This is a genomic window from Pseudooceanicola sp. HF7 (genome assembly GCF_011806405.1).
In the GTDB taxonomy this organism is placed as follows: domain Bacteria; phylum Pseudomonadota; class Alphaproteobacteria; order Rhodobacterales; family Rhodobacteraceae; genus Pseudooceanicola.
In genome coordinates this window covers 45,026-67,023 of record NZ_JAATOW010000001.1, presented here as the reverse complement: position 1 = coordinate 67,023, position 21,998 = coordinate 45,026, and the positions used below count along the sequence as shown (strand labels likewise).

General features: G+C 65.3%; 13 protein-coding genes. 3 read left to right on the top strand and 10 right to left on the bottom strand.

Annotated elements, in window-relative coordinates:
* Positions 1–2 precede the first annotated feature (2 nt).
* The 8 genes from urtD to HCZ97_RS00245 all read right to left on the bottom strand — a co-directional run bounded on the left by urtD (position 3) and on the right by HCZ97_RS00245 (position 10,098).
* Complete coding sequence (gene urtD / locus HCZ97_RS00280) at positions 3–743, bottom strand: urea ABC transporter ATP-binding protein UrtD (RefSeq protein WP_167686656.1); 741 nt, start codon at positions 741–743, stop codon at positions 3–5.
* Positions 743–1,972 carry an urea ABC transporter permease subunit UrtC gene (urtC, locus tag HCZ97_RS00275; protein ID WP_167686655.1) on the bottom strand — a complete coding sequence of 410 codons (1,230 nt, stop codon included), beginning with the start codon at positions 1,970–1,972 and terminating at the stop codon, positions 743–745. Before urtC ends, urtD begins: the two co-directional genes overlap by 1 nt.
* Positions 1,973–2,150: 178 nt before the next feature.
* Positions 2,151–4,115 carry an urea ABC transporter permease subunit UrtB gene (gene urtB / locus HCZ97_RS00270; protein ID WP_167686654.1) on the bottom strand — a complete coding sequence of 655 codons (1,965 nt, stop codon included), beginning with the start codon at positions 4,113–4,115 and terminating at the stop codon, positions 2,151–2,153.
* A gap of 123 nt (positions 4,116–4,238) precedes the next feature.
* The gene (gene urtA, locus HCZ97_RS00265) at positions 4,239–5,501 is read right to left on the bottom strand and encodes an urea ABC transporter substrate-binding protein (protein ID WP_254871279.1); all 1,263 of its coding nucleotides are present in this window, start codon (positions 5,499–5,501) and stop codon (positions 4,239–4,241) included.
* A gap of 610 nt (positions 5,502–6,111) precedes the next feature.
* A complete protein-coding gene (locus tag HCZ97_RS00260) occupies positions 6,112–6,846 on the bottom strand; it encodes a proteasome-type protease (protein ID WP_167686652.1) in 735 nt (244 codons plus the stop codon).
* A gap of 52 nt (positions 6,847–6,898) precedes the next feature.
* On the bottom strand, positions 6,899–7,702 hold the full coding sequence (locus HCZ97_RS00255) for a transglutaminase family protein (protein ID WP_167686651.1): 804 nt from the start codon (positions 7,700–7,702) through the stop codon (positions 6,899–6,901).
* A 17-nt stretch (positions 7,703–7,719) separates the two neighbouring features.
* Positions 7,720–8,664 (bottom strand): alpha-E domain-containing protein, encoded by a 945-nt coding sequence (locus HCZ97_RS00250; RefSeq protein WP_167686650.1) that lies wholly within the window; start codon positions 8,662–8,664, stop codon positions 7,720–7,722.
* 6 nt (positions 8,665–8,670) lie between these two features.
* The gene (locus HCZ97_RS00245; protein WP_167686649.1) at positions 8,671–10,098 is read right to left on the bottom strand and encodes a circularly permuted type 2 ATP-grasp protein; all 1,428 of its coding nucleotides are present in this window, start codon (positions 10,096–10,098) and stop codon (positions 8,671–8,673) included.
* Positions 10,099–10,764: 666 nt separating this feature from the next.
* Between HCZ97_RS00245 and HCZ97_RS00240 the strand changes: the two genes are divergently transcribed.
* The 3 genes from HCZ97_RS00240 (at position 10,765) to HCZ97_RS00230 (ending at position 18,096) form a co-directional block, all read left to right on the top strand.
* Positions 10,765–12,579: an autotransporter assembly complex family protein gene (locus HCZ97_RS00240; RefSeq protein ID WP_167686648.1), complete on the top strand. Its 1,815-nt coding sequence runs from the start codon at positions 10,765–10,767 to the stop codon at positions 12,577–12,579.
* A gap of 13 nt (positions 12,580–12,592) precedes the next feature.
* On the top strand, positions 12,593–16,744 hold the full coding sequence (locus HCZ97_RS00235) for a translocation/assembly module TamB domain-containing protein (RefSeq protein WP_167686647.1): 4,152 nt from the start codon (positions 12,593–12,595) through the stop codon (positions 16,742–16,744).
* A gap of 101 nt (positions 16,745–16,845) precedes the next feature.
* A complete protein-coding gene (locus HCZ97_RS00230) occupies positions 16,846–18,096 on the top strand; it encodes a nitrate/nitrite transporter (RefSeq protein WP_167686646.1) in 1,251 nt (416 codons plus the stop codon).
* Positions 18,097–18,239: 143 nt separating this feature from the next.
* Here HCZ97_RS00230 and prfB read toward each other — a convergent pair whose 3' ends face one another.
* Together prfB and HCZ97_RS00220 are read right to left on the bottom strand one after the other, a co-directional pair.
* Complete coding sequence (gene prfB / locus HCZ97_RS00225; RefSeq protein ID WP_167686645.1) at positions 18,240–19,361, bottom strand: peptide chain release factor 2; 1,122 nt, start codon at positions 19,359–19,361, stop codon at positions 18,240–18,242.
* 89 nt (positions 19,362–19,450) lie between these two features.
* The gene (locus HCZ97_RS00220) at positions 19,451–21,976 is read right to left on the bottom strand and encodes a PBP1A family penicillin-binding protein (RefSeq protein WP_167686644.1); all 2,526 of its coding nucleotides are present in this window, start codon (positions 21,974–21,976) and stop codon (positions 19,451–19,453) included.
* Positions 21,977–21,998 lie beyond the last annotated feature (22 nt).

Here is a 21,998-nt window from a genome sequence, read left to right as displayed (position 1 = left end):
GCTCAGCGCCCCAGATAGACTTCGATGACCCGCGGGTCCTTGGTGACATGATCCAGGCTGCCCTCTGCCAGGACAGAGCCTTCGTGCAGCACGGTGACCTTGCAGTTCAGGCGGCGGACGAACTCCATGTCGTGTTCCACCACCACGACCGCGCGGGTCTTGGCGAGGTTCACCAGCAGGTCGGTGGTATGTTCGCGTTCCGCCAGGGTCATGCCGGCGGCCGGTTCATCCACCAGCATCAGCCGGGGTTCCTGGGCCAGCAGCATGCCGATTTCCAGCCATTGCTTCTGGCCGTGGGACAGCTCGCCCGACTTGCGGGACAGCGCGTCGGACAGGCCAACCTCGGAGGCAAGCTCCTCCACCTTGGCGCGGTCCTTGAAGGCGGGGCGGAAGAACAGGCAGGGAAAGGCCCCGCGCGGGTTCTTCAGCGCCATCATCAGGTTGTCCTCTACCGTCTGGTCCTCGAAGACCGTGGGGCGCTGGAACTTGCGGCCCAGGCCCGCCTGGGCGATCTTTGCCTCGTTCATCTTCAGCAGGTTGCGCGACATCTCGCCCCAGATCACGCGGCCCTCGTCGGGCTTGGTCTTGCCGGTGACGATATCCATGAAGGTGGTCTTGCCCGCGCCGTTAGGCCCGATGATCGCGCGCAGCTCCCGTTCCCCGATGGAGAAGGACAGGTTGCGGATGGCCCTGTAGCCGTCGAAGGTGACGGAGATGCCGGAGACCTCAAGTAGCGTGGCCATCAGTCCTGACCCTCCTCTTGCCGCAGGAACCCCTTGTCAGGCCCGTAGTCCGCGCCGTGGCGCTCGGGCGCCAGGCGATGACCGAAGTAATCGAACAGCCCGCCGATGCCCTTGGGTGCAAAGAGCGTGACCAGCACAAAGCTGAGCCCCAGCAGCACCAGCCACCAGTCCACCCAGTCGATGGTGTAAAAGCCCAGCGGCACCGAGGGCACCAGCCCACCGGTGAACCAGGTCGAGATGAGCGAGACGAGCGCGGCGCCGATCACCGCCCCGTAAAGCCGCCCGCGCCCGCCGATGGCGACCCAGACCGCCAGGTAGATCGAGGCGATGGGCGCGACCTCGCCCGGGTTGATGATCCCCGCCTGCGGGTAGTAAAGCGCACCCGCCACGCCGGCGATGATGGCGGTGAAGGTGAAGATGAAGAGCTTGTAGCCTTCGACCGAGTAGCCAAGGAAGCGCACGCGGGCCTCGTCATCGCGGATGCCGCGCACGACGGAGCCGAACTTGCCCGAGACCACCCAGGCACAGAGCAGGTAGCCCGCGCCAAGTGCGAAGGCCGAGGCCCAGAAGAACCAGATCGACACGAAGGCCTGGCTGGCCTCTACCCCCGGCAGGTTCTGCAGGCCCGAGAGGCCGTTGTTGCCGCGCAGCCCGCTTTCGTTCTGGAAGAGGTAGAGCGAGAGCGCCAGCGTCATGGCCTGGGTCAGGATCGACAGGTACACCCCGGTCACGCGTGAGCGGAAGGCCAGCCAGCCGAAGACCAGCGCCAGCAGGCCGGGCACGATCACCACCATCGCCAGCTGAAGGGTCAGCGAATGGGCGAAGGTCCAGATCAGGGGAAACTCGGAAGATCCGACAACGCCGAAGATCTGGCCCCCGATGGCATCCGTTACCTCCTGCGGGGTCGGCGGGATGGTCGCGGCGGCCATGGAGTCCACGATGATCAGGCGCGTGCGTTCATACATCAGCCACATGCCGATCATGTAGCCGCCCAGTCCAAAGAAGGCGAAATGCCCCAGGCTGAGGATCCCGCAGTAGCCCCAGACCAGGTCCATCGCCACGGCGATCAGGCACAGGCACAGCGTCTTGCCCAGGGTCTTGACGAAGGAGGTCGACAGGAAGGCGGTGCCCATCGCCTCGGACAACAGCGTCACGCCAAGGGTGAAGATCGCCAGGCAGGCGAGGAAGATCAGGATCGAGGGGTTTCGATAGATAAAGGTGTTCTTCATGTCCTGGCCTTTGGGGCGGAGCTGGAAAGGGGCGCGCGGCCCCCCGGGGATGCCTTGTCGCTGCGCTGGAACACGGAAAGGGTCAATCGTCCCGCGTCACGTTGGTGGATTTGCCGCCCTGGACGACGGGCATCGGCGGGCGATCGAGGTTGGCGGGGTTGCCACGGATAATCATGGGTCAGTCTCCTGCTGCGCGGCCCTTGAGGGCGATGATGCCCCGAGGGCGGAACTGGATGAAGATGATGATGAAGATGATCATGTAGGTCTGTGCGGCCAGGGTGTTGGAGGGGTTGAAGAATTCGATCCCCTTTTGCAGGAAGCCGATCATCGTGGCCCCCAGCAGCGTGCCCCAGATATTGCCGACCCCGCCCACGACCACGGTCATGAAGCTCTGCACGATATAGTCCTGGCCCAGTTCGGAGGTCACCTTGGCATAAAGCCCGATGGCCACGCCCGCGACGCCGGCAATGCCGGAGCCAAGGCCGAAGGTCAGCATGTTCACCCACTCGGGGTTGATCCCCATGGAGGCGGCCATCTTCGGGTTCTGGGTCACCGCGCGGGTTTCCAGGCCCAGCCGCGTCTTCTTCATGATGAAGAGGAAGACCGCCAGGAAGATCAGCGCCAGCACGAAGATGGCGATCCGGATATAGGAGATCCCCACCACGTCGTTGATGATCAGCGAGCCGTCCAACCATTCCGGCGAGGTCAGCGGACGCGCCTGGGTGCCGAAGATGTTCTTGGCCAGCTGCTGCAGCGCGATGGAGATGCCGAAGGTGGCCAGCAGCGTCTCGAGCGGGCGGGAATAGAGGTAGCGGATCACCAGCCGTTCCAGCGCCACCCCGGCGGCGAAGGTGACGGCAAAGGCCATCGGGATCGCGACAAGGATCGACACGGTGTAATTCGGGATCACCTGCTGCACCACGTAGCCGGTATAGGCGCCCATCATGATGAATTCGCCATGGGCCATGTTGATCACGCCCATGACGCCGAAGGTGATGGCCAGGCCGATGGCGGCAAGGAAGTAGATCGAGCCAAGCGAGAGCGCATCCAGCACCAGGTCGATGAAGCGGTTCAGACCGACCTTGAAATCGATGGCCGACAGCGCGTCCTCTGCCGCGTCGGTGACGCTGGCATCGGCTTCGGCATAGGTGGCGTAATAGACGAAGTCGTCGATGATCTCGTCAATCTCGGCTTCGGTGGCGGCGGGCTGGGCCAGGCCCTGGCTGACCAACGCGGCATAGGCGCGGGTGCGGGCCTGCGGGCTGTCCAGCTCTGCCACGGGCACGCCGCCCACGGCATCGCCGACGATGTTCTCCGCCAGGGAGTTGCGCAGATCGCTGTCATCCAGAAGCGGCGGCGCAAGGTCTTCGTCGACCAGCAGCGCATAGGCATCGACGCGGCTGAGCGCCTCGGAGCCGGGCTTGAGTTCCCGCGCGATATTGCGGTTGGCCGGGATATCCGTACCGGCATGGATCGTGGTGGCGACCAGCGGGTTCAGCGTGGCGCGCACGGTCACGTCGAGGCTGCCGGAGACGCTTTCGATGGCCGCGATACGGGCCGCGGGATCTTCATCGAAGCGGATGGTCAGCAGGGTTTCCAGCCGTTCCTTGCGCGCCTTGATGGCGGGATCGGGTTCGCCGGCGATGGAGGCGCGCAGCGGCGCCAGGTGAGAGGCCTCTCCGTTGCGTTCGATTGCATCCAGCGCGTCGCTACGCTTGGCCGGATCGGGATCGGACAGCTGGAACTGCACCAGCGCCACGGCGATCAGGGCGCGGATGCCGGAATTGGGGCGCAGCTGTTCGAAGCCGTCGTCATCCTCCAGCGTTTCGATCACCGCGCCGGAATCCAGGTCCGTCACTGCGTAGGTGGCGCCATCGCGGGTGAGCTTGACGAAGGTGCCATCGGCCTCGCGCATCTGCATGTCGCGGTTGGCCCAGGTTTCCAGCACGAAGACCGCCTGGGGCAGCCCGGAGCCGGCGATGGCGTCAATGGCGGGCTGGATCGTCCGGCGCGAGCTTTCCAGAAGAAGCTCTGCGTTGTCCTGGAGGATCGGCTGAATGGACCTTGCATCCTGGGCGGTGGAGATCGCGGGCAATGCGGTGCCGAGGACGAGGGTCAGACCCAAAAAAAATCTTTTGATCATAAGATCCTGCAAGCGGAATAAGTGGTTCCGAAGAAAGCGCCGGGCGGGGGAAGCGCCCCCTCTCCAGGCGGGGATCGGGCGGGATCCGGGGCGCGCATCAGGCCCCCCGGATCCCGGTGTCGATCAGTAGTTGGACTCGCGCTGGACGCAGGTCTCGGTGTCGGTGTTGTACATGCCGCAGTCCAGTTCGACCCAGTCGGACTTGAGCACCGCGGATTCCGGCAGGAAGTCGGTCCATGCATCGCCCGGAACCGGATCGGTTTCGGAGATGATGTCGAACTGGCCGTCTTCCAGGATCTCACCGATGAGCACCGGCTTGGTCAGGTGGTGGTTCGGCAGCATTTCAGCCGTGCCGCCCGTGAGGTTCGGGAAGGTCTGGCCAACCATTGCCTCGATTACGGCGTCGGTATCGGTGGTGCCGGCTTCCTCAACCGCGTTCACCCACATGTTGAAGCCGATGTAATGGGCTTCCATCGGGTCGTTGGTCACGCGCTCTTCGCCCGCGAATTCCTTCCAGGCGGCGATGAATTCCTCGTTCTCGGGCGTGTCGGCGGACTGGAAGTAGTTCCAGGCGGCCAGGTGCCCCACGAGGTTGGAGGTATCCAGGCCGGAGAGCTCTTCCTCGCCCACGGAGAAGGCGACGACGGGGATGTCGTCAGCCGAGATATCCTGGGCTGCGAGTTCCTTGTAGAAGCCGACGTTGGCATCGCCGTTGATCGTGGAGATCACGCCGACCTTCTTGCCGTCCGCACCCAGTTCGACCACGTCGGAGACGATGGTGGACCAGTCAGAGTGGCCGAAGGGGGTGTAGTTGACGAAGATGTCCTCTTCCGCGATGCCCTTGTCCTGCAGGTAGGCGTTCAGGATGTTGTTCGTGGTGCGGGGATAGACGTAGTCCGTGCCCAGCAGCGCGAATTTCTCAACGCCGAGCTCTTCGAGGAAGTAATCCACCGCCGGGATCGCCTGCTGGTTCGGTGCGGCGCCGGTGTAGAAGACGTTATAGGAGGATTCCTCGCCCTCGTATTGCACCGGGTAGAAGAGCAGGCCGTTCAGCTCTTCGATCACGGGCAGGACGGATTTGCGGCTGACGGAGGTCCAGCAGCCGAACATCACGTCGACATCGGAGACGGTGATCAGCTCACGCGCCTTTTCGGCAAAGAGCGGCCAGTCGGAGGCCGGGTCGACGACGACGGCTTCAAGCTGCTTGCCCAGGACACCGCCCTTGGCGTTCTGCTCTTCGATGAGCATCAGCATGACATCCTTGAGGGTCGTCTCTGAAATGGCCATGGAGCCGGAGAGCGAGTGAAGGACGCCGACCTTGATCGTGTCGTCCTGCGCGACGGCCGCGCCGGAGATGACCAGCGAGCCAGCCGCTGCGCCCAGCATCGTTTTCAGAAATTTCGACATTGGAAAAGTTATCCCTTCATGAGGCCGCTCGGGCCCGGCCAGAAGGATTGGCAAAACGTCATTTCATCCTCCCCAGGACCAAGCCGTGCAGCTTTCGAGTTACATGCGCGCGGCAGCGGGAGCTTCCCTTTTGCTCTTCGCCGCGCCTTCCCTGTTGCCCCTGCCCGGCCCGTGTCACGATCCCGTTACAGGTACGCTAGGCACTTTGCCGCAACGCGGCGCTTTTCATATCGGGAGAGGAGACAGCCCCCTGCGCGGCTCTCCTTTTCCGGGCGTATGCCTGCATAACAGGCAGATTTCGCGGTTATTGATTAATAATTGGGCGAATGGATACCACTTGGGCGACAGGTCGGCGATGAAAAGCGACTCGTGGCGGGCCAAGGCGGGTGTAGGCGCGGGCCGGTGCGGTGGGGGCGCGGAGGCTAAGCCCCGGAATTCATGGAATATACATGCGCTGACCGGGCACCCCTGGCGCATTGATGCGCCGCAGCGCTGCGCGGGCGGGTGTGCTGGCTTGGGCCTGCGCGGAACGCGACATGGGGGCCGCCGGCCAGGCTGACCGGCGCCCTGCCCTGCCCGACAGGCGGGGTCAGTCGAAGGTGAAGGGCGGCAGGTTGGAGAAGGCGTCGCGCAGGGCCACGCCCCAGCCCGAGGAGATCTCCTGGAAATAGGGATCTTCGGGTTCGACCCGGCCAATGCGGCCCTTGGTGCAGCTGCCGTTCTCGTAGATGTGGTAATCCAGCGGCAGCGCGACCGAGAGGTTGGCCTTGATCGTGCTGTCGAAGGAGACCAGCAGCAGCTTCACCGCTTCCTCGAAGGACATGGAGGGCTCATAGGCGCGGATCAGGATCGGGCGGCCATACTTGGTTTCGCCGATCTGGAAGAAGGGCGTGTCGTCGCTGGCCTCGATAAAGTTTCCTTCGGGATAGATCAGGTAGAGGCGCGGTTCGCCGTCCTTGATCTGCCCGCCCAGCAGGATCGTCGCGTTGAAGGTCGAACTGGCGGTCTGCCCTTCGCCGTCATGTTCCGCGATCACCTCGCGCAGGGTCTGGCCGACAATGCGGGCGACCTGGAACATGGAGGGCGCGCGTTCGATGTCGGGGGAGCGTTCCTCGGGGCTCTTGCCGCGTTCCTGCAGGATGGAGATCACCGCCTGCGTCGTGGCCAGGTTGCCCGCCGTCATCAGGGTGATGCAGCGTTCGCCCGGCACTTCGAAGTGGAACATCTTGCGGAAGGTGGAGATGTTGTCGACGCCCGAATTGGTCCGGGTGTCGGACATGAAGAGAATGCCGCGTTCGGTCTGCATGCCCACGCAATAGGTCATCTCAAGGCGCTCCGGTTTCGACTCACGGGTCTAAAAGCCCGACAAGGAGTGCCTATTGCTGAACTTGCACTGAAACGTAAAGCTCTTCTTCCGCGTCACCCTGCCGAAGTCCGTGAACCGGTGCTGCTTCGCCATAGTCGCGGCCCAGGGCCACGCGGACGTAACGGTCATCCGGGCAGATCTCGTTCGCGACGTCGAAGCCGACCCAGCCAAGGCCCATGATCCAGATCTCGCACCAGCCGTGGGTGGCTTCCTGCTGGTTCAGCCCGTCCATCAGCAGGTAGCCCGAGACATAGCGTGCGGGCGCGCCCAGGTGGCGGGCGGCGGCGATCATCACATGGGCCTGGTCCTGGCAGACGCCGACCCCGGCCTTGGCGGCCTCTTCGGCGCTGGTGGTCACATTGGTGGAGCCGGTGGTATAGCGCACCGCCTTGCTGACCGCGTCAGAGAGCTTGTGCATCCCGTCCAGCGGATCGGCGGCAAAGGCCTCTTTCACGGAGCTGGCCAGCTTGCGGATCGTGTTGCCCGGTTTGGTCGCCGCCGTGGGCCGCTTGAACAGCCAGAGCGGGGCCAGCCCGGTGCCCGCACCGATCACGCCATTGAGGTTCTCGACCTCGACCTCGCCCTGGGAGAGGATCGTGATGGTGGTCCCTTCGGGATCCATCTGAACCAGCTCTGTCACGTTGCGAAAGTGGTCTTCGTACTGGACCTGCGGGCTTGCCCCGGACACGGAGCTTTGCCAGGAGATCACCTTCTGGCCGGCGCCGTTGCGCGGCGTCAGGCGCAGTTGCAGCAATGCGTAAGAGACCGGGCGGTCATAGGAATAGGTCGTTGTATGGGTGATGCTGAGGCGCATGGGTCCTAGATTTATCCTTAACCGTAAAAGCGGAAATCATCCTGTATCTGGCTGGCCAGGTTGGCGGTCTGGTTGATCGCCTCCTTGAGGAATTCGTGCAGGCCCTCTTCGAAGACGTCGTCGATATCGCGGCCGTTCAGCCGGGCGTCCAGCTGGTTGGCCAGAGCGAGGCTCTTGAGCTCTTCCTCCGAGCCGCGCGACAGGTAGGTGAGGTTGCCGGTGATCTGGGACAGGCAATAGGCCAGGCTGCGCGGCATCCGGCGATCAAGGATCAGGAAATCCGCGATGGCCTTGGGCTTGACGTCGCCTTCGTGCAGCCAGCGGAAACTGCGGAAGGCCGAGACCGAGCGCAGGATGGTTTCCCACTGCATGTTGTCCATCGACCCGCCCACATGGGCGGCCGAGGGCAGCAGCACGTAGTATTTCACATCGAGGATCCGCGCGGTGTTGTCGGCCCGTTCGATGAAGGTGCCAAGGCGCGAGAAATCGTAGATGTCGTTGCGCAGCATGGTGCCGTGCAGCGCACCGCGCACCAGGCTGGAATGCTGCCGGATGGAGGTCAGCACCTCTGCCAGGTTCTTGACCGAGACCGGCTTTTCCAGCTGTTCCTTCAGGGTCATCCAGGCTTCGTTCACCGCTTCCCAGACTTCGGAGCTGAGCGCGGTGCGTACCATGCGCCCGTTGGAGCGCGCCGCTTCGATGCAAGAGAGCACCGAAGAGGAATTGTCCCGGTCCCGCAGCAGGAAGTTGGTCACGTTGGCCTGGTCGAAATCGCCCCATTTCTGGACGAAGGCCTCTCGCCCGCCCGCCGTGGTGACGATGCTTTCCCATTCGCTTTCACTGGAGTTCTCCGACCCCGTGAGCGCGATGCGGAAGCCCGTATCGAGCAGCCGCGCCGTGTTTTCGCTTCTTTCGAGATAGCGGAACATCCAGAAGAGTCCGCCGGCTGTACGTCCCAGCATGTCTGATCAGTCCCCCAGAACCCAAGTATCTTTCGTGCCGCCACCCTGTGAGGAGTTCACCACAAGCGAGCCCTCCTTCAGTGCGACGCGCGTCAGCCCGCCCGGCGTGATATGCACCCGCCCCGGTGAGACCAGCACATAGGGGCGCAGGTCCACGTGGCGCGGGGCCAGACCCTTCTTGGTCATGATCGGGACGGTCGACAGAGCCAGCGTCGGCTGGGCCACGTAATTGTCCGGATTGCTGCGCAGCTTGGCCTCGAAATCGGCCAGCTCCTTCTTGGAGGCCGCGGGCCCCACCAGCATCCCGTAGCCGCCAGAGCCGTGCACTTCCTTCACGACCAGGTCGCTGAGGTTGTCGAGCACGTATTTCAGGCTGTCACCTTCGGAACAGCGCCAGGTGGGCACGTTCTTCAGGATCGCCTTTTCGCCGGTGTAGAATTCGACGATGTCGGGCATGTAGGAATAGAGCGCCTTGTCGTCCGCGATGCCGGTGCCGGGCGCATTGGCGATGGTGATGTTGCCGGCGCGGTAGACATCCATGATGCCGGGCACGCCCAGCAGGCTGTCCGGGTTGAAGCTGAGCGGATCGAGGAATTCGTCATCCACGCGCCGGTAGACCACGTCGAGCTGCCGGTAGCCGCGGGTGGTGCGCATCTGCACCCGGCCGTCGATGACCTTGAGGTCGCTGGCCTCGACCAGCTCGGCGCCCATCTGGTCGGCCAGGAAGCTGTGTTCGAAATAGGCCGAGTTGTGGATACCCGGTGTCAGCACCGCGAGCGAGGGCTTGTCGCCATCGAAGTTCGGCGGTGCGCAGGCCGAGAGCGAGCGCCGCAGTTCCGCGGGGTAGCTGGAGACCGGCTTGACCTTCATGCGGGTGAAGAGCTCTGGGAACATGCGCAGCATGGTTTCGCGGTTCTCCAGCATATAGGAGACGCCGGAGGGCGTGCGCGCGTTGTCTTCCAGCACGTAGAATTCGTTTTCCCCGGTGCGCACCAGGTCGGTGCCCACGATATGGGTGTAGACTCCGCCCGGGGGCGTCATGCCCATCATCTGGGGCAGGAAGGCCTCGTTCTGGGCGATGATATGTTCGGGCAGCCGCCCGGCGCGCAGGATTTCCTGCTTGTTGTAGATATCGGCCAGGAAAGCGTTGAGCGCGCGCACCCGCTGTTCGATGCCCTTTTCCAGCTGGCGCCATTCCTGGGCGGCGATGATGCGCGGCACGATGTCGAAGGGGATCAGCCGTTCCTGCGCTTCCTTCTGTCCGTAGACGTTGAAGGTGATCCCGACGCGTCGAAAGAAGGTCTCTGCCTCGGCGGATTTCTTCAGCAGTGAACGGGGATCCTCTCCTTCGAACCAATTGGCATATTCGGCATAGGGGGCGCGCACCTGCGCTTCATCCGGCCCCATTTCGTCAAAGAACTTCCGTTCGACCATGTCCACCCTCAGTCCTGTCCCCTCCGGCATTCGGCCGTCGGGCTCTTTTACCCGGATCGTTGCAGAGCCGTTGCCCGGATGCGAGAGCGCTTCGGCGTAAAGCTCCGAAATGCAAATCGCTTTCCTGCGGTGCTGCACAATTTTCTTGCGTCCCCACATAGACCCTAGCGCGTTCTGACATGACGTCCACGAAAACACGCTTCGATGAATGAAGCGGGCCCCGGGGAATTTTCCGCCAAAGCCACAAGGGTTTAGGGGACGGTATCACGGGTGCGTGAAAAAGCTAGCCTGTTCATCGGGTTTCCTTGCAGTGCGCCCGGCGTCGGCGGAGGCGTCCAGCGCGACCTTCGGCAGGCCCCGAACAGGGCCCTGGCGGGCGCCCGGCCCGGCCCGCTTGGCCGGCTCTTTTGACCTGCCCTCGCCGCCCCGGCGCACCCCGAAATACTCCCGCGCGTAGCGCCTTGTGCCGTTGGGGAAATAGCGTCCGTTTGACCTGTGGCACAAAGGCAGTATTTCGCCGTAGTGGCATGGGTTTCGCCGCATCCGCGCTAGCCAAGATGGCCCCACCTCTTTACCCTTGGTTCAGACCCAACCCCAGGCGGTACGGGCGCAATGCGGCGCCGGCCCGGCCCTGGGGGCCGCCAACGCCGGAGGATCCGCAGCAAGATGCGTAAGCCCCTGTCCCTTGCCGGAGCGGCAACGCTCGGCTGCCTGCTCACCCTCTCCCCGCTCTCGCCCCTGATCGCGGCGGAGGTCGTGCTGAACGCCGGCACGGACGAGGAGTTGCTGAAGTCCCTGCGGGAGGCATCGCTGTCCGTGCGCGCGGTGGACGTCGAGAAGACCACCAACAGCCAGGAGCTGATCGCGGCGGCCCAGGCGGATTACGAACGCATGGTCGCGGCCCTTTACGACAAGGGCTATTTCGGGCCGACGGTGTCGATCAAGGTCGATGGCAAGCAGGCCTCTGACGTGTCGGTGCTGGCCAGGAACGTCACGGTCAACAAGATCGTCATCGACGTGACCCCGGGGCCGCTGTTCACCTTTTCAGAGGCCGAGATCGCCCCCCTGCCCGAGGGCATCGCCCCGCCGGAGGGCTTCGTGCCCGGTGCCACCGCGCGCACCAGCGTGATGCGCACCGCCGCAACCGCCGGCGTGCGCGACTGGCGGTCTGCCGGCCACGCACTGGCAGAGCTGGACAGCCAGAAGATCACCGCCAATCACCGCACCGACAATGTCTCTGCCGTCTTCCGGGTCACGCCGGGGCCGCGACTGACCTTTGGCGTGCCGCGCCTGGGCGAAGGGTCGCTGGAAAGCGACGTGCGCCCGGAGCGCATCATCGCCATCGCCGGGATCCCGCAGGAAAAGGTCTTTGACCCGGCAGAGGTCCGCAGGGCCGCGGACCGGCTGCGCCGCGCGGGGGCGTTCTCCTCGGCCACGGTGGTGGAGGATGACCATGCCTCTGCCGGCGATACGCTGGGCACGACGATCAACGTGACGGATGCCAAGAAGCGCCGTTTGGGCGCAGGGGCGGAGATTTCCAGCACCGATGGTCTGACGCTGACGGGCTACTGGATCCACCGCAACCTTTTCGGCGGCTCCGAGCGGCTGCGCTTTGACGGGGAGATCGCCGGGATCGGCAAGGCGGTGGACGGCGGCGCGGACGGGGTGGATTACACCCTGAGCACGACGCTGACCTATCCCGCCTTTGCCCACCCCGACATGGACCTGGTCTTTGGCATCGAGGCCACGCGGGAAGACGAGCCCGCCTATCGCACCGATGCGGTGGAAGGCACCGTAGGCCTGGATCGCTACATCACGCCCGACCTGACCGGCACGCTGGAGCTTGGGCTGCGCTACAACTATTCCGTCGATGACCTGGGCGAGCGGGAATTCTTCCACGCCACCTTTAGCGGCGGGCTGACCTGGGACAAGCGCAACGACGAGTTCAACGCCACCAAGGGCTTTTACACCAAGCTGACCCTCAGCCCCTTTGTCGGGCTGAACGAGAGCGATTCCACCGGCCTGCGCAGCGAAGCCGACCTGCGCGCCTACCTGCCCCTTGGCACGGAACGCTTCGTCTACGCCAACCGGCTTCAGCTTGGCTCTGTCGTGGGGCCGTCGATCATCGATACGCCCTCTGACTGGCTGTACTATTCCGGGGGTGGCGGCTCCGTCCGTGGCCAGGGCTACAAGTCCCTGGGCGTGACGGAGAACGGCGTGACCACGGGCGGGCGGTCCTATGCAGCGATCAGCACCGAGCTGCGCAGCAAGCTGACCGACACCATCGGCGCGGTGGCTTTCGTGGATTACGGCTTTGTTTCCGGGGCAGAGAATTTCACCGGGGGGGAATGGCAGGGCGGTGCCGGGCTGGGCATGCGCTACTTCACCCCGATCGGTCCGGTGCGCCTGGACGTGGCGGTGCCGGTCACCGGCGATGATGACAGCTTTGCCGTCTACATCGGTATCGGCCAGGCCTTCTGAGGGGATCAGAGACATGCGGAAATTTATACTTACCCTTCTGGCGCTGACGGCGCTGGCGCTGCCAGCCGCTCCCGCCATGGCGCAGGATGACAGCGACGAGGACGGCGCGGGCTTCATCACCCGCATGATCCAGAACGCCCTGTCCGATGCGGGCCGCGAGGTGCGCATCACCGGCTTCCGGGGTGCGCTTTCCAGCACTGCGACGCTGGAAAAGCTGACCATCGCCGACAGCGAAGGCGTCTGGCTGGAGCTGGACAACGCGGTGCTGAACTGGAGCCGCGCGGCCCTGTTCCGCCGCCAGCTGCGGGTCAACGAGCTGAGCGCGGAAAACATCACGCTTTACCGCCTGCCCCCGTCCTCTGACATGGACAGCGGCGCTCCCGCCCCGGAAAGCTCTGGCTTTTCCATTCCCGACCTGCCCCTGCGGGTGATCGTGAAGGAGCTGAGCATCGACTCCTTCGACATGAAGGAACCGGTGATCGGCCAGGCGGCGGTGCTGTCGCTGGATGGCAACCTGACGCTTGCCGATGGCGGGCTGGACACCAAGCTGGAGCTGGAGCGCCAGGACAAGCCCGGCCAGATTGCCATCAAGGCGGCCTTCACCCCCGAGGACGAGAGGCTTTCTGTCGATGTCTCCGTCAACGAACCCGAGGGCGGTCTGCTGGCCAACCTGATGGACCTGCCCGGACGCCCCTCTGTCGATGCGCGCATCCAGGGGGACGGGCCGCTGGATGATTTCAGCGCAGAGATGCTGCTGTCAACGGATGGCGAAGAACGCCTGAGCGGCAATGTGACCCTGGTGGGGCGCAACGACGGCGGGCGTGAGTTCTCCGTCAAGCTGGGCGGCGATCTGACCGCGCTGGCGGGGCAGGATTACCGCGAGTTCCTGGGCACAGAGATCGGCCTGATCGCCACCGGCGCGATGGCGGGCGATGGCGCGGTGGATCTTGAGCTGCTGCGCGTGACCTCTGCCGCGCTCAACCTGGAGGGCAACCTGTCGCTGGACAGCGACCGCCAGCCCACGGCCTTCAAGCTGACCGGCGGGATCACCCATCCGGAAGGCGAAGAGCGCGTGGACCTGCCCTTTGGACAGGGGATTTCCCTGGCCAGCGCAAAGCTGGACCTGTCCTTCGACCGCAGCCAGTCCGACCAGGTGAGCGGCCGGATCGAGGCGCTTGCGCCCGCGGCCGAAGGCTTCAGCGCGCGGATCCTGGCGCTGGATATCGGCGGCGCGCTGCCCGCAAACGGTGCCGGCCAGGTCGACATCGATTTCGAGGCCTCGGGCCTGTCGGCAGACGATCCCGCCGTGGCCAAGGCGCTTGGCGACAGTGCGACCGGCTCTGCCAGCGTGGCCTTCGGTGATGGCCCGCTGGAGATCCGCGACCTGGTCTTTGAAAACCAGGCCATCGCGCTGAACGGCTCTGCCAGCTTTGACACGGCGGACAAGCAGGCCCTGGTCAACGTGACCGCGAAGACGCAGGTTTCCGACCTGTCGGCCTTTGATCAGCTGGCCGGGATGGAGCTGGCCGGGGCGGCCGATCTGGACGTCGTGCTGGACCTGAAGGTGCCGGCGGGCGACGTGCACCTGGTCGCCAAGGGCTCCGGCACCGGGCTGAAGGTGGGGATCGAACAGGCCGATGCGGTCCTGGCCACCCCGGTGGCGCTGGACGTGGATATCGAGCGCGGCCAGACGGGCATCACCATCAACACGCTGGATCTGGGCAACGAGGCCGTCCAACTGACCGCAAAGGGCCGCATGGCCAGCAATGACGGAGAGATCACCTATGCGCTGAGCATGCCCGACGTGGGCGTGGTGACCGGCACCGGGGGCGGCGGCGTCGATTTCAGCGGCGCGATCAGCCAGACCCCGGAGGAGATGCGCATCACCGGCGCGGGCGGCGGGCAGGACCTGAAGACCGGCATCGACGTGGTGGACGACCTGCTGGCCGGCGCGCTGGACCTGGACTTCGACCTGAGCCTGCCGACCGAAGGCGCGCCCGTGCTCCATGCCTCCCGGATCGAGACCGGGGAGCTGCGCGTGCAGGCCTCTGGCGACCTCGACCCCAAGGCGATGACCGTGGATGTCACCGCGCGGCTCGACAATTCCGGTGTCTTCACCGGGACGGAGGCCGGGCCGGTCAACCTGAACGGCACCGTGCGCACCGATAATGCCGGGGTGATCCACGCCGTGCTAAAAGGCGGCGGCGATCGCATCGGCACGGGCATCGAGCCGCTGGACAACCTGTTGCAGGGCCGGGTCGTGGTGGATGCGGATGTGACCGTGGACGGCCCCAAGATCACCGTGAACAAGGCCATGGTCAGCTCTCCGGGGATCAGTGCGGATATCGACGGCACCGTGACCGATGGCGATACCGTGGACCTCCGCTTTACCCTGGCGCTGCCCAACGTGGCCGCGCCGCTGGGCGAACAGGCCGGGCCGCTGGATGTCAGCGCCCGCTTGACCGGCAGTGGCGGCCGCTACCGGGTGGAGGCCGATGGCAAGGGGCAGTCCGTCGGGATCGGCAATGACATGATCGACGCGCTTTTCGAAGGCGACAGCACCCTGCGGCTGGCCGTCCAGCGCGAGGTCAATGGCGACATCAAGGTGGAGGAAGCCAGCTTTTCCTCCGTGGCGATCAAGGCCAATACCACCGGCGTGATCGACAGCCGCGGCCCGACGCTGGATTTCAACGCCCAGCTGGACAACATGGCCCGGCTGGTGCCGGAACTGCGTGGCCCGCTCACCGTGCGGGGCAACACGCGCCCGGCATCAGGTGGCGGGTACAACGTGTCGCTGAATGCCGATGGCCCCGGCGGCGCACAGGCCCGTGTCAGCGGCAAGGCCGGGCTGGCGAACGGCGCTGTGGACCTGGCGATCACCGGCAACGTGCCCGTCGGGCTGGCCAATGGCTTCCTGGCACCGCGCTCCGTCACCGGCTCTGCCCGGTTCAACCTGACCATGCGCGGACAGCCCCGGCTTGAGGCCCTGAACGGCCAGGTCACGCTGGGGGATGTCCGGCTGGTTGCCCCCACCCTGGGGCAGGTCATCGACGGGATCGGCGGCACGGTCTCCGTCGCCGGCGGGCAGGCCACGATGAATGTCACCGTTGCGCCCGGGACCGGCGGGCAGATCCGCATCACCGGGCCGATTGGCCTTGCCCCGCCCTTCAACGCGGGCATCAAGGTGGCGCTGAACAACTTCATCTTCACCCAAGGCAATGCCGCTACCACCCGCCTGAACGGCAATATCGCCATCAACGGCGGGCTGACCGGCGGCGGCACCATCTCTGGCCGTGTGGGTCTGTCGGGTACCGAGCTTCGGCTGGCCTCTACCGGGCTGGGCGGGCCGGAAGCGATCCCGGACATCACCCATGTGGCAGAGCCTTCGGGAAGCTTCATCACCCGAAAGCGGGCCGGCCTGGTGCAGGAACCCGGCGCCTCTGGCGGGGGTGGCGGCGGCAGCTCTGTCGGGCTTGGGCTGGACCTGCTGCTGGAGACCGATACCGCCGTCTTCATCCGGGGCCGAGGCATCGACGCAGAGATGCGCGGATCGCTGCGGATCGGGGGCACCACGGCCAACCCGCAACCCGTGGGCCAGTTCAACCTGTCACGCGGGCGGCTGGACCTGGTGCTGAAGCGGCTCAACTTCACCGAGGGTTGGGTGCAGATCGCGGGTGATTTCTCTCCCGTGCTGCACTTCGTCGCCACCGCCGAGAACAATGGATACGATTTCACCATCACGATCGACGGCACACCGACCGATCCGACGGTGGTCTTCAAATCCGATCCCGACCTGCCCGAGGACGAGGTCGTCTCCCAGCTGTTCTTCGGCCAGGGGATCGACCAGATCTCGGCCCTACAGGCGGCCCAGCTGGCCACGGCCGTGGCGGTCCTGACCGGCAGCGGCGATGGCGGCATCATGAACCGCATCCGGGAGAAAACCGGGCTGGATGAGCTGGACCTGTCCACCACGGAGGACGGCCAGACCAGCCTGACCGCCGGGAAGTACCTGTCCGAGAACGTCTACACGGAAACCGAGGTGACCGGCGACGGAGAGACCTCGCTCTCGATCAACCTGGACCTGACGAACAATATCACCACCCAGGCAGAGGCTACCTCGGACGGGGAAACCCGCTTCGGGATCTTCTTCCAGAAGGACTATTGATCTGATGCCGCGCGGGGCCGTCCCGCGCGGCATATCAAGGATGACAGGTGCCCGTGATGCGCCTGATGCGCCCGCCCGCATAACGGCGCCGAAAGACTGAGATGCGCGCGCCCTCCCCCTTTCACAGCAGCAGAGCGACCCCGGCCCCGGGCCGCTGGCGGGCGCTTGGCCTGATCGGCTTTGGCGTCGTCGGGGTCATGGCGACCTGGTTTTCGGCCACGGCCATCGCGCCGGAACTGGTGGTGCTGTGGTCGCTCACCCCCGGCACCAGCGCCTGGCTGACCATCGCCGTGCAGCTGGGCTTTGTCACCGGGGCGGTGGCCGCGAGCCTGGTGAACCTGCCCGATATCATGCGGATGACGCGGCTCATCACGGCCTCTACCCTGCTCGCGGCGCTGGCCAACCTTGGCCTGCTGGCGGCCCCGGGTCCGGGCACGGCCATCGCCCTGCGCTTCCTGACGGGGGTCGCCCTGGCCGGGGTCTATCCCCCCGCGATGAAGCTCATGGCGACCTGGTTCATCGCCGGGCGCGGGCTGGCCATGGGGCTGCTGGTGGCGGGCCTGTGCTTTGGTTCTGCCCTTCCCCACCTTGTGCGCGCCCTGACATTCGGACTGGAGTGGCAGGTGGTGGTCATGGCGACCAGCGCGGCGGGGGGCCTGTCTGTCCTGATCTTCGGGCTGGTGGTGCGCGAGGGGCCCTTTGCCTTTCCCCGCGCGGTCTTCAACCCGCGCCAGACCCTGCAGATCCTGCGGGACCGGCCCGTGATGCTCGCCAACCTCGGCTACTTCGGACACATGTGGGAGCTTTACGCGGCCTGGGCCTGGATGCTGGCCTTCGGCACGGCGGCCAGTGCGGCGGGGCTGGCACCCTTTCCCTTCGGCTCACCGGCGATGCTGGCCTTCCTGGCGATCGCCATGGGGGCGCCGGGCAGCCTGGTGGCGGGCTGGCTTTCGGACCGGATCGGACGCTGCCTGACGACCATCGGCTTCATGGTGCTGTCGCTGGCCTGCGCCGCGCTGATCGGGCTGACCTTCCACGGGCCGGGCTGGTTGTTGGCCGGGGTCGCGTTGCTCTGGGGCGCGACGGTGCTGGGGGACAGTGCGCAGTTCTCCACCGCCGTGTCGGAGCTGGCCCCGCCGGAGCTCGCCGGCACCGCGCTGACCCTGCAACTGGGGATCGGCTTTGCGCTGACCATTCCGGCGATCCAGCTGATCCCGCTGGTGGCCGGCTGGCTGGGGTCCTGGCAATGGGCTTTCCTGGCGTTGGTGCCCGGCCCGCTCGTGGGGATCGCTGCCATGGCCCTGCTCTACCGCCTGCCGCAGTCGCGCGCCCTGGCCCAGGGGCGGCGCTAGCCCCGAAGGGTCCGGCCGGTGCCGCTGGCGGCGGGGGTGCGGGGGGATCTGCCCCCCGGTCCCGGTCGCCGCTTGCGCGCGGTGTCCAGGCTGTTTGCAGGGGCCGGAAGCAAAAAGGGCCGCTTCACCAGCGGCCCCTTATATCAATCTGCTGCGGCTTCGGCGCGGGACTTGCCCGCCACCTGCTGAGCCAGCGTCGCGGCCATGAAGGCATCCAGGTCCCCGTCCAGCACGCCCGAGGTATCGGAGGTCTCGTGCTGGGTGCGCAGGTCCTTCACCATCTGGTAGGGCTGCAGCACGTAGGAGCGGATCTGGTTGCCCCAGCCCGCCGACCCCTTGTTCTCATGCGCTTCGTTGATGGCCGCGTTCCGTTTGTCCAGCTCCATCTGGTAGAGCCGCGATTTCAGGGCCTTCATGGCGATGTCGCGGTTCTGGTGCTGAGACTTCTCGGAAGAGGTCACGACGATGCCTGTCGGGTGGTGGGTGATCCGCACGGCGGAGTCGGTGGTGTTCACGTGCTGGCCGCCTGCCCCGGAGGAGCGGTAGGTATCCACCCGGATATCGGCGGGGTTCACGTCGATCTCGATATTGTCGTCCACGACCGGGTAGACCCAGACGGAGGCAAAGGAGGTCTCTCGCGTGCCCTTCCCGAAGGGGGAAATCCGCACAAGCCGGTGCACGCCGGATTCGGACTTCAGCCAGCCATAGGCGTTATGGCCGGAAATCTTGTAGGCGCAGGACTTGATCCCGGCCTCGGCACCGCCCTCTTCGGATTGCAGTTCCACCTTGTAGCCGCGCTTTTCGGCCCAGCGGACATACATCCGTTGCAGCATCGCGGCCCAGTCGCAGGCCTCGGTCCCGCCGGCGCCGGCGTTGATTTCAAGGAAGGTGTCGTTGCTGTCGGCCTCGCCGTTCAGCAGCGCTTCCAGCTCTTTCTCCGCGGCCTTGTCGCGCAGGGCCCGCAGCGCGCCCTCGGCGTCCGCGACGACCTCGTCATCCTCTTCCATCTCGCCCAGCTCGATCAGCTCGACGTTGTCGGAAAGGTCCTGCTGGATGCTGTCGTGCACGGCCATGGCATCGACCAGCGCCTGGCGATCGCGCATCAGGGCCTGGGCGCGGGTGGGATCGTCCCAGAGGTTGGGATCCTCGACGCGGGCGTTGAACTCTTCCAGCCGGTGCTGGACCGTCTCCCAGTCCATCCGCTGGCGCAGAAGCTCCAGGGATTTCTCGATCTCGGCAACGATGTTCTGAGCCTCGGCGCGCATGGGCCACCTTTCACGTTGAATATCAGAGCCGCGTGATAGCCCAACCCCTGCCCGCGAGCAAGGGAGGGGCCATCACGCGGCGGGATGGGTCAGTAGAGACCGCCCGAGGAAACGGTGCCGAAATCGGCCTGCGGGCCGATCGTGGTGGTTTCCCCGGTCGAGGTCGTGACCTGGCGGCCCTGGGCAACGGCGGCCTCATCGAAGAGCGGCAGGTTCTGCCCCATGGCAAAGCCACCGTCGAAGGCCATGCCGAAGATCGGCTCTTCGCCATTACGGAAGTATTCCGCCACCACGTTTGCGCCGGAGGCGTCGTTGGGCAGCCGCGCGCCGGTGAAGCGGTCGATCTTGATGAAGTGGCCGCCCGGGGGCACGTCGAAGGCACCGCCACCGTATTTCTTGATCGCTTCCGACATGAACTCCTGGAAGGCCGGACCGCAAAGCGTGCCGCCGTAGCCGCGCCCGCCCATCATGGGACGGGGGTTGTCATAGCCGATGTAGCAGCCCGCCACGACGTTGGAGGTGAAACCGACGAACCAGGCATCGCGCGCATCGTTGGTGGTGCCGGTCTTGCCCGCGGTCGGCACGGGCAGGTTCACCACGCTGGAGGCCGTGCCGCGCTGCACGACGCCCTGCATCATGGAGGTCAGCTGGTAGGCGGTGATCGCGTTCATCACCCGGTCGCGGTTGGAGACGATGATCGGGCTTTCGCCGGCCGGCAGGTTGGCATCGTAGCAATCGGTGCAGATGCGTTCGTCATGGGTATAGATCGTCTGGCCGTTGCGGTCCTGCACCCGGTCGACCAGCGTGGGTTCAACCCGCTCGCCGCCATTGGCGAACATCGCGTAGGCAGAGACCATCTTGAACAGCGTCGTTTCCTCTGACCCAAGCGCGTTGGCCAGGTAGGGGCCCATGTCGTCATAGACGCCGAAGCGTTCGGCATATCCGGCCACGACATCCATGCCAACTTCCTGCGCCAGGCGGATGGTCATCAGGTTCCGGGACTGTTCGATCCCGGTGCGCAGCGGCGTGGGGCCGTAATACTTGTTGGAGGAGTTCTTGGGGCGCCAAACACCGTCCGGCGTGTTGATCTCGATCGGGGCGTCGACGACGATCGTCGCCGGGGAATAGCCGCTGTCCAGCGCCGAGGCATAGACGAAGGGCTTGAAGGAAGAGCCCGGCTGACGTTGCGCCTGGGTGGCGCGGTTGAACACCGAATGCTGGTAGGAGAAGCCCCCCTGCATGGCGATCACGCGGCCGTTGTTCACGTCCATCGCCATGAAGGCGCCTTCGACCTCGGGCACCTGGCGGACGGACCAGTTGACGAAGGAGCCATCGCTATCGCGGGTCACTTCGCGCACCAGGATCACGTCGCCGACCTCGAAGTTGTCGAAGAAGTCGCCGCGCAGCCAGTGGATATCAGAGCGCGGCACGCTGTTGCCGCGGGGGTCATCGCTGGCCACGCCTTCGATGCCCAGTGTCAGGCTCTGGTCGGCCACGTCCAGCACGACCGCCGGAAGCCACTTGTGGCCCAGGTCGATGTCACGCGGCACGCGTTCGCCGTGCAGGGCGTCACGCCAGGCGGCTTCATCGTCCAGCACATCTTCCGGCAGCGTCTTGCCGGTCCCGCGCCACTGGCCGAGGTTCCGATCGAACCACTCAAGCCGGTGACGCAGCGCGCGCGAGGCGACCTGCTGCATTTCCGGGTCGATGGTGGCGCGGATCGCGTAGCCGCCGGTAAAAAACTCCTCTTCACCGAAATCGTCCGACAGCTGGCGACGGATCTCATCGGTGAAGTAATCGCGCGGCGGCAGGGTGGAGCGGAAGGCCGGGTAATCGCCGCCCTGCACGGATCGGATCGGTTCGGCCACCGCCTCCTGGTATTCCGCGTCGTCCAGGTAGCCGTTCTGGTGCATCTCGCCCAGAACGTAGTTGCGCCGTTCCAGCAGGCGGTCGTGCTGGCGCACCGGGTGGTAGTCAGAGGGCGCCTTGGGCATGGAGGCCAGCACAGCCGCCTCTGCCGCGTCGATCTGGTCGAGCGGCTTGTTGAAATAGGTCTGGGCGGCCGCGGCCACGCCATAGGAGTTCTGGCCCAGGAAAATCTCGTTCAGGTAAATCTCAAGGATCTTGTCCTTGGACATCGAATCCACCAGGCGCGAGGCCAGGATGACCTCTTTCACCTTGCGCTCGATCTTGCGGTCGCCGGAGAGGAACATGTTCTTGGCGACCTGCTGCGGGATCGTGGAGGCCCCGCGCAGGGTCTGGCCGCGCGTGCGGATCGCTTCGAAGATCGCCACCCCGATCCCGCGCACGTCGTAACCGGCATGGGTGTAGAAGTTCTTGTCCTCGGCAGAGATGAAGGCCTGTTTCACCAGGCCCGGGATCTCGTCCGCCGGGGCGTAAAGCCTGCGCTCACGGGCAAATTCATCGATGATGCGCCCTTCGGAGGAATAGATCCGGCTGATCATTTCCGGCCGGTAACGCTGCAGCGCATCGTGGCTGGGCAGGTCCTGGCCATAGATCCAGAAGACCGCACCGATGGACAGGGCAATGACCGCCAGACCAAGGGTCAGGAAGGTAAAGATGCCTCCGAAGAAGGCGAGGACGAATCTAATCACGGATGAGGGGCCTCTCTCGTTG

What these genes read in the sequence shown, in the direction of transcription:
- urtD (WP_167686656.1), bottom strand. Translation starts at nt 743, where the DNA reads ATGGCCACGCTACTTGAGGTCTCCGGCATCTCCGTCACCTTCGACGGC.
- urtC (WP_167686655.1), bottom strand. Translation starts at nt 1,972, where the DNA reads ATGAAGAACACCTTTATCTATCGAAACCCCTCGATCCTGATCTTCCTC.
- urtB (WP_167686654.1), bottom strand. Translation starts at nt 4,115, where the DNA reads ATGATCAAAAGATTTTTTTTGGGTCTGACCCTCGTCCTCGGCACCGCA.
- urtA (WP_254871279.1), bottom strand. Translation starts at nt 5,501, where the DNA reads ATGCTGGGCGCAGCGGCTGGCTCGCTGGTCATCTCCGGCGCGGCCGTC.
- HCZ97_RS00260 (WP_167686652.1), bottom strand. Translation starts at nt 6,846, where the DNA reads ATGACCTATTGCGTGGGCATGCAGACCGAACGCGGCATTCTCTTCATG.
- HCZ97_RS00255 (WP_167686651.1), bottom strand. Translation starts at nt 7,702, where the DNA reads ATGCGCCTCAGCATCACCCATACAACGACCTATTCCTATGACCGCCCG.
- HCZ97_RS00250 (WP_167686650.1), bottom strand. Translation starts at nt 8,664, where the DNA reads ATGCTGGGACGTACAGCCGGCGGACTCTTCTGGATGTTCCGCTATCTC.
- HCZ97_RS00245 (WP_167686649.1), bottom strand. Translation starts at nt 10,098, where the DNA reads ATGGTCGAACGGAAGTTCTTTGACGAAATGGGGCCGGATGAAGCGCAG.
- HCZ97_RS00240 (WP_167686648.1), top strand. Translation starts at nt 10,765, where the DNA reads ATGCGTAAGCCCCTGTCCCTTGCCGGAGCGGCAACGCTCGGCTGCCTG.
- HCZ97_RS00235 (WP_167686647.1), top strand. Translation starts at nt 12,593, where the DNA reads ATGCGGAAATTTATACTTACCCTTCTGGCGCTGACGGCGCTGGCGCTG.
- HCZ97_RS00230 (WP_167686646.1), top strand. Translation starts at nt 16,846, where the DNA reads ATGCGCGCGCCCTCCCCCTTTCACAGCAGCAGAGCGACCCCGGCCCCG.
- prfB (WP_167686645.1), bottom strand. Translation starts at nt 19,361, where the DNA reads ATGCGCGCCGAGGCTCAGAACATCGTTGCCGAGATCGAGAAATCCCTG.